Consider the following 6,354-nt stretch of genomic DNA (forward strand, 5'->3'; position numbering starts at 1 on the left):
ATTAAATAAAAATTAGATTGGAGGTTGGTATTATGAGTAAACGTGTATTTTTAATTGTTCTGGATAGCGTTGGTATCGGTGAGGCACCGGATGCCGCCGATTTTGGCGATGTTGGAAGCCATACCGTTTATGCGGCATCCACAGACGAGCATTTTTACATGCCCCATATGCAGAAGCTTGGTTTCTTTGCGATTGATGGAAACCGCGTTCATGAACGTCACGAATGGGCCAAAAAGCAGATTACTCCTGCCGGTGCCGTTATGCGTATGCAGGAGTCTTCCCGCGGCAAAGATACGACGATTGGCCACTGGGAAATTGCCGGAATCATTTCACCAAAGGCAATGCCTACATTTCCAAATGGATTTCCGAAGGATCTGATCCATTCCCTGGAATCTGAAACCGGTCGAAAGGTTCTTTGTAATATGCCATATTCCGGCACGGAAGTTATCGAAAAATACGGCAAAGAACATATGGAAACAGGAAATATCATCGTATATACCTCTGCTGACAGCGTACTGCAGATTGCCGCCCATGAAGATATTATTCCCGTGGAGGAACTTTATAAAATCTGTGAGACTGCCCGCAGGCTTTGTCAGGGACCATATGCCGTAGGCCGGGTCATTGCCCGTCCGTTTATTGGAACACCGGGTCATTTTACCCGCACAAGCAGACGTCACGACTTTTCTCTGACACCACCGCGGGATACCATGCTGGACAATATCAAAAATGCCGGCCAGGATGTACTGGCTGTTGGCAAGATCAATGATATTTTTGCGGGAAAAGGTGTCACAAAAATGACCCGGACAGAGGATAACGAAGATGGCATCAATAAAACACTGGCATATATGGACGAAGATTTCCACGGTCTTTGTTTCATCAATCTGGTAGATTTCGATATGAAATATGGACATCGAAATGATGTACCCGGCTATGCCGCTGCCCTTTCCTACTTTGATAAACGTCTACCGGAGATTATGGCCAAATTACGGCCGGAGGATATCTTAATGATCACAGCAGATCATGGATGCGATCCAAGTACACCATCTACAGATCACTCCAGAGAATACACTCCTCTTGTGATTGCCGGAGAACCTGTTCTTCCGGATACCAATCTTGGCACAAGGCCTACTTTTGCGGATATCGGTACGACAATCTGTGATTACCTTAAAGTACCTCAGAAGCTGGATGGGACATCTTTCCTAAAAAATATTCTGAAATAACGACAATATTACCAATAATTTTTTTATCCGAGAGACAGATTATCGTAAAATCTGTCTCTTTTTTTGACAAAATTTTGTAATGAATTACGGATAGTTTTTTTCTTACAAATCCGCTACAATGAAATTGGTTTTGAGGTGAAGAAAGGACTTATTTATGAAAAAACATCTTTTCTTCCGAAATTTATTTATTTCAATTATTATATGTCTGTTTTTTTCAGATAAAGTATTTTCTTATGCCGATACTTCCATAGGGAGTATGACTGTGAAAGCAGCAACGGCATCCCATAACAATACCGATATTAAACACGCAAAAACACTTCAAAAGGGACAACAATACAGTACCTCTGTTTCCTCTCGCTCCTTTCATTATTACTGTATTCCGGAGCAGGAAAAAGAAGGGAAAATCACGATTGAGATTTTTTCCACCAAAAAGCTTTCTCTCTCCTTTCAGCTCTATGACGCAAAAGGAAATCTGTACCCGCCGTCTCATTACATTATGGATTCGATTCACTGTAAATTAACAATCCTCTATTATTTTCCTGCCGGAAAAAGCTATCTTTTCGGATTATATAATGATAAAAATGAATCCCTAACATATGATATCATTTATCGGAACAGCACCAATAAAAACACAAATAAAAACAAAAACACCAACTCAAAAAAGATACCCAAAAAAACAAAAAAACTCACCAAAAAACCATCCGCAAACCATACAACATCACCTCAAAAACCATTACCGGAAACCAAGAGACCGCAACATACTGATACGTCTGAAAAAAATACCAGAAAAACTGAAAGCTTCAGCCTGAAATTAAACAACACATTTCTTCAAAAAAAGTGCGGCGAAACAATTGTTTTGAAATCCACTTTTTACGGAGCAGACGCTGATTCCCTAAAATGGGATATATCCACAAAGGGTCACATAAAGAATAAATATATTCACAATAAAAAGCATTGTTCCACATTAAAACTCTGTTTTATGCAAAAAGGTATTTATGTCATCACATGCAGGTTGGATTCCGGACAAAAAACGTCCGCTTCCTGCACGGTCAAAATATCATAAATCACGGCATAAAGGGACTTGTTCACTTGTGCATAATCAAATTTTTGATTGCCAGAATTTTTAAAGCGCAAAATTAAAAAGTATTATTTATGAAAGGGTCTGTAATAACTATGAATACGACAAAATCTTTTACTCTGCCTGCAGAGCTTTCCTCCATCTGGAATCTCATAAAAATCATATCATTTACAAAAGACGTAGCAATCTGTAAGGTGCAAAATACAGAAACAAAGATTGATTATATTTTAAAAATATACGCATCCCATATTTTTTCAAAAAGAAAGAAGGAAGCTCTGTCCAATATAACAGATAGTCATTTTTTACTTCCAAAAGCACATCATCATATTCATCACAGAGAATATGTCTTCTATCCACTTGAAGAGTCCCTGAAAGAAATCTTATATGATACCGGTTTATCCTTTCATGACCTTCTCTGTCTGGGTACCCATATGATTGATGCTATATCTATTCTATGTGATACAGGAATCTATGAAGCCGACATTAGTCCATGCAATATTTACCGTAACTCCAGGGGAATATTCTGCCTTGGAGATATTAATCTGGAGAAATGTACTATTTTAGGGACACATCCTTACGTTGCACCAGAATACACCCATCCATTAACAGATGAACATGCTTTCAAAGCAGCAATGCAATATTCCATTTGCAGCCTTTTGTATTCTATCTGTAAACTCCAGAAGGATTTTCTTTTTGATGAAATGCAGGACATCTTATCCAGGGGCATGGCAAAGAATCCCTCTGACCGCTTTGCTTCTCTTACTGAGTTAAAACGTGCTCTTGCTTCTCTTTCTTCCCATGAAAAAACACAGAAGTTAAGTAATTTATTACTACACCGTGAAAACCACCCTCTCTTTTACACAAAAACAATGCCTGTCCCAAAAAACGGTCACTCTTTTATTCAATATTTTGTAAGTATTTTTCTGATGCTTTCCATTATATTTTTTATTATCTCTCTGCAGCGTTATCATGCCGTCTATATGACAGCGGCCAAATCCAATGAATATATTGCCATTTTGGATACATCCATTCCGTCGGGCGGTCCTGTGACCGCAACAACCGGCGCCATTACCTCCGGAGAAAACATAATGTCAGAAAATCCAGCCATTACAGAAATCGATCTTCAAAATCAGGATTATAATTTTTTTTCTGATGCTGTAGACAATACCATAAAAAACATATCAATCCCCTCTGACATCACATGTATTTATGCCGGAAATAATTCTTTCAAAAATCTGGACGGCATTTCCTCCTTTAACAATCTGCAGGAACTTTATCTGAACGATAACAAACTTACAGATCTGTCTGCAGTATCTGACTGCAACAGGCTGAAAACTCTTGTTCTTTCTTATAATAAGATCCGGGATCTGTCATTTTTATCTTCACTGACCGCCTTAGAGTATCTTGATATTTCTTCAAATAAAAACATCAAAGATATCTCTGTTTTATATCGGCTTACCCACTTAAAAACACTAAACATATCCAGTACAAATGTGTCCCAAAAAGAGTACAGACAGCTTATCAAAAAGCTGCCTGCCTGTCAGATTATTTATTAATAACTCATTCTATGATCCTTTGTTGAACGTAATCCCGTGTAACATATCCGATAATCTCTTCCATCGGTGTCACTGCTGCATCACTATACTGATATGCTGTTTTCAGATATTTTACAGCATCTTTTAACTTTTCCTGATCAGATGCATATAACTCTGCCAGTACCTCCCCTTTTTCCACATATTCTCCTGTTTTGAAGTAAAAACGAATTCCTGCCTTCGGGTCGATCACGCTCTCCTTTTTTTCACGTCCCGCACCTAAAATGACAGCCGTTTTTCCGCATTTTTCAGTATCCATAGCAGAAATATATGCCGATTGATCTGCAATCAGTTTCTTTTGATATGGTGCTTCCTCAAACTTTTCCGGATGATAAATATAACTTTCATCCCCTCCCTGCGCTTTCACCATCTCTGCCAGCTTTTCGATTCCTTTTCCTGTTTCAATGGCATCATAAACCATATCACGACACTCCTGCAGATCTGCAATTTTTCCCAGATAAAGCATCTGTGATGCAAATTCCACACAGATTTCTTCAAAATCCTCCGGCCCATTTCCTTGAAGTGTTTCGATTGCCTCAATTACTTCAATATCATTTCCCACTGCTACTCCCAGTGGCACATCCATATTAGTCAAAATAGCAATCGTTTGACGTCCTGCTCTTTCTCCAATTTCAACCATCCGCTGCGCAAGCTGTATCGCATCCTCCGCATTTTTCATAAATGCTCCGCTTCCCACCGTGACATCCAGCACAATTTTATCACTGCCTGAGGCAAGCTTTTTACTCATAATAGACGCCGCAATTAATGGTATACTATCTACAGTTGCCGTCACATCCCGGAGTGCATACAATTTCTTATCTGCCGGTGCGATCTCTGCAGACTGACCGATCACACTAAGTCCAATCGTATTAACAATATCAAAAAATTTTTTTTCCGGAATTGCCGTCTGAAAACCGGGAATCGATTCCAGCTTGTCTATGGTTCCACCTGTAAATCCCAGACCTCTTCCACTCATCTTGGCAACCTTTCCACCACATGCAGCTACCAAAGGTGCTACGGCCAGCGTGGTTTTATCGCCAACACCACCTGTACTGTGTTTGTCCACCTTTATTCCATCAATGGCAGATAGATCAACCATATCTCCGGATTTTGCCATTCTGTCCGTAAATACGGACAGTTCTTTTTCGGTCATCCCCTGATAATATACTGTCATCAAGAAAGCAGACACCTGATAATCCGGTATTTCGTTTGCCACATATCCATCTACCACATAGGATATTTCATCTGCTGTAAGCTCCAGCCCCTTTTTCTTTTTATCAATAATGTCATACATTCTCATAGTCGTTGCCCCCTTATGATACTTATAATAAATTGCCCCCGAAACTCAATGGCAACAATTCTTTCAGAAGAAATGTTTTATATTTTTCTTCTGATTCTGCCAAAATAATTTGAAAATTTTCCGGATTACAAAACTCTGCCATAACCTGTCTGCATATTCCACATGGCGGACAAATTTCTAACTTTCCTCCTTCTTTTCCACCCACGATCACAATACACTCAAATTCTGTAATGCCTTCAGAAACCGCTTTAAAGATAGCGGTTCTTTCCGCACAATTTGTAGCAGGATAACTTGCATTTTCGATATTGCACCCCTGAAATATCTGACCATTTTTTGCCTTCAAACAAGCACCTACCTGAAAGTGAGAATATGGCGTATAAGCCATTTTTCTAGCTTCAATCGCCTTTGCAATCAACTCTTTCATGGACATCTTCCTCTCCTGATTTCATTTGGTCTGTTCTACTGTTCTGCTTCTAATATTTTTACCAGACGGCTTGTCCCTAACCGGTCTGCCCCAAGTGTAATAAATTTTTCCGCATCATCAAAGGAACTGATTCCACCAGCCGCTTTAATTTTTACATGAGAATCTACATGTGCTTTAAAAAGCATGATATCCTCAAATGTTGCCCCGGCCGTAGAAAAACCGGTAGAAGTTTTAATAAAATCTGCTCCGCTTTCAGAAACTACCTGACACATTTTTATTTTTTCCTGCTCTGTTAAAAGACAGGTTTCAATGATCACCTTTAAAATGTGATTTCCACAAATCCTCTTCAACTGCATAATTTCTTCTTTTATCTTATGGAACTGCTGATTTTTAACATCTCCCAGATTGATAACCATGTCAATTTCTTCTGCCCCGTTTTTTAAAGCATCCTCTGTCTCAGCCATTTTAACTTTTGTTGTCTGATATCCATTCGGAAATCCTATCACGGTACATACAGGAATTTTTTTTGCAAGATACTCCGAAGCTCTTTTCACATAAGATGGTGGAATACAGACCGAAGCTGTTTTATACTTTATTGCCTGACTGCATATCCTTTCAATTTCTTCCCATGTGGCAGTCTGTGTTAAAAGGGTATGGTCAACCCTTTTCATAATTTCATTTTTATCCATAATCTTCCTCCATTCCACAATATCATCGCAAAAAGGTAAAATTAAATTTAC

The 6,354-nt window shown here is 39.0% G+C and carries 5 protein-coding genes; 2 read left to right on the forward strand and 3 right to left on the reverse strand.

From position 1 onward, the window contains the following. The first annotated feature begins 32 nt into the window (after positions 1-32). Positions 33-1,220 (forward strand): phosphopentomutase, encoded by a 1,188-nt coding sequence (locus H8704_RS12855; protein WP_249298523.1) that lies wholly within the window; start codon positions 33-35, stop codon positions 1,218-1,220. A 1,173-nt stretch (positions 1,221-2,393) separates the two neighbouring features. Continuing rightward, entirely contained in the window at positions 2,394-3,854 is a 1,461-nt protein-coding gene (locus tag H8704_RS12860) for a leucine-rich repeat domain-containing protein (RefSeq protein ID WP_249298525.1), read from the forward strand. 4 nt (positions 3,855-3,858) lie between these two features. Here the strand turns inward: H8704_RS12860 and H8704_RS12865 are convergent, their stop codons facing one another. From H8704_RS12865 to deoC, 3 genes are read right to left on the reverse strand one after another with little or no spacing between them, the layout of a single operon-like run. Further along, positions 3,859-5,190 (reverse strand): thymidine phosphorylase, encoded by a 1,332-nt coding sequence (locus tag H8704_RS12865; protein WP_249298526.1) that lies wholly within the window; start codon positions 5,188-5,190, stop codon positions 3,859-3,861. A gap of 22 nt (positions 5,191-5,212) precedes the next feature. Then, complete coding sequence (cdd, locus tag H8704_RS12870) at positions 5,213-5,620, reverse strand: cytidine deaminase (RefSeq protein ID WP_022465970.1); 408 nt, start codon at positions 5,618-5,620, stop codon at positions 5,213-5,215. 29 nt (positions 5,621-5,649) lie between these two features. Then, complete coding sequence (gene deoC, locus H8704_RS12875) at positions 5,650-6,303, reverse strand: deoxyribose-phosphate aldolase (RefSeq protein ID WP_022465971.1); 654 nt, start codon at positions 6,301-6,303, stop codon at positions 5,650-5,652. Positions 6,304-6,354 lie beyond the last annotated feature (51 nt).

Source organism: Jutongia huaianensis (assembly GCF_014384985.1).
Taxonomy (GTDB): Bacteria; Bacillota; Clostridia; order Lachnospirales; family Lachnospiraceae; genus Jutongia; species Jutongia huaianensis.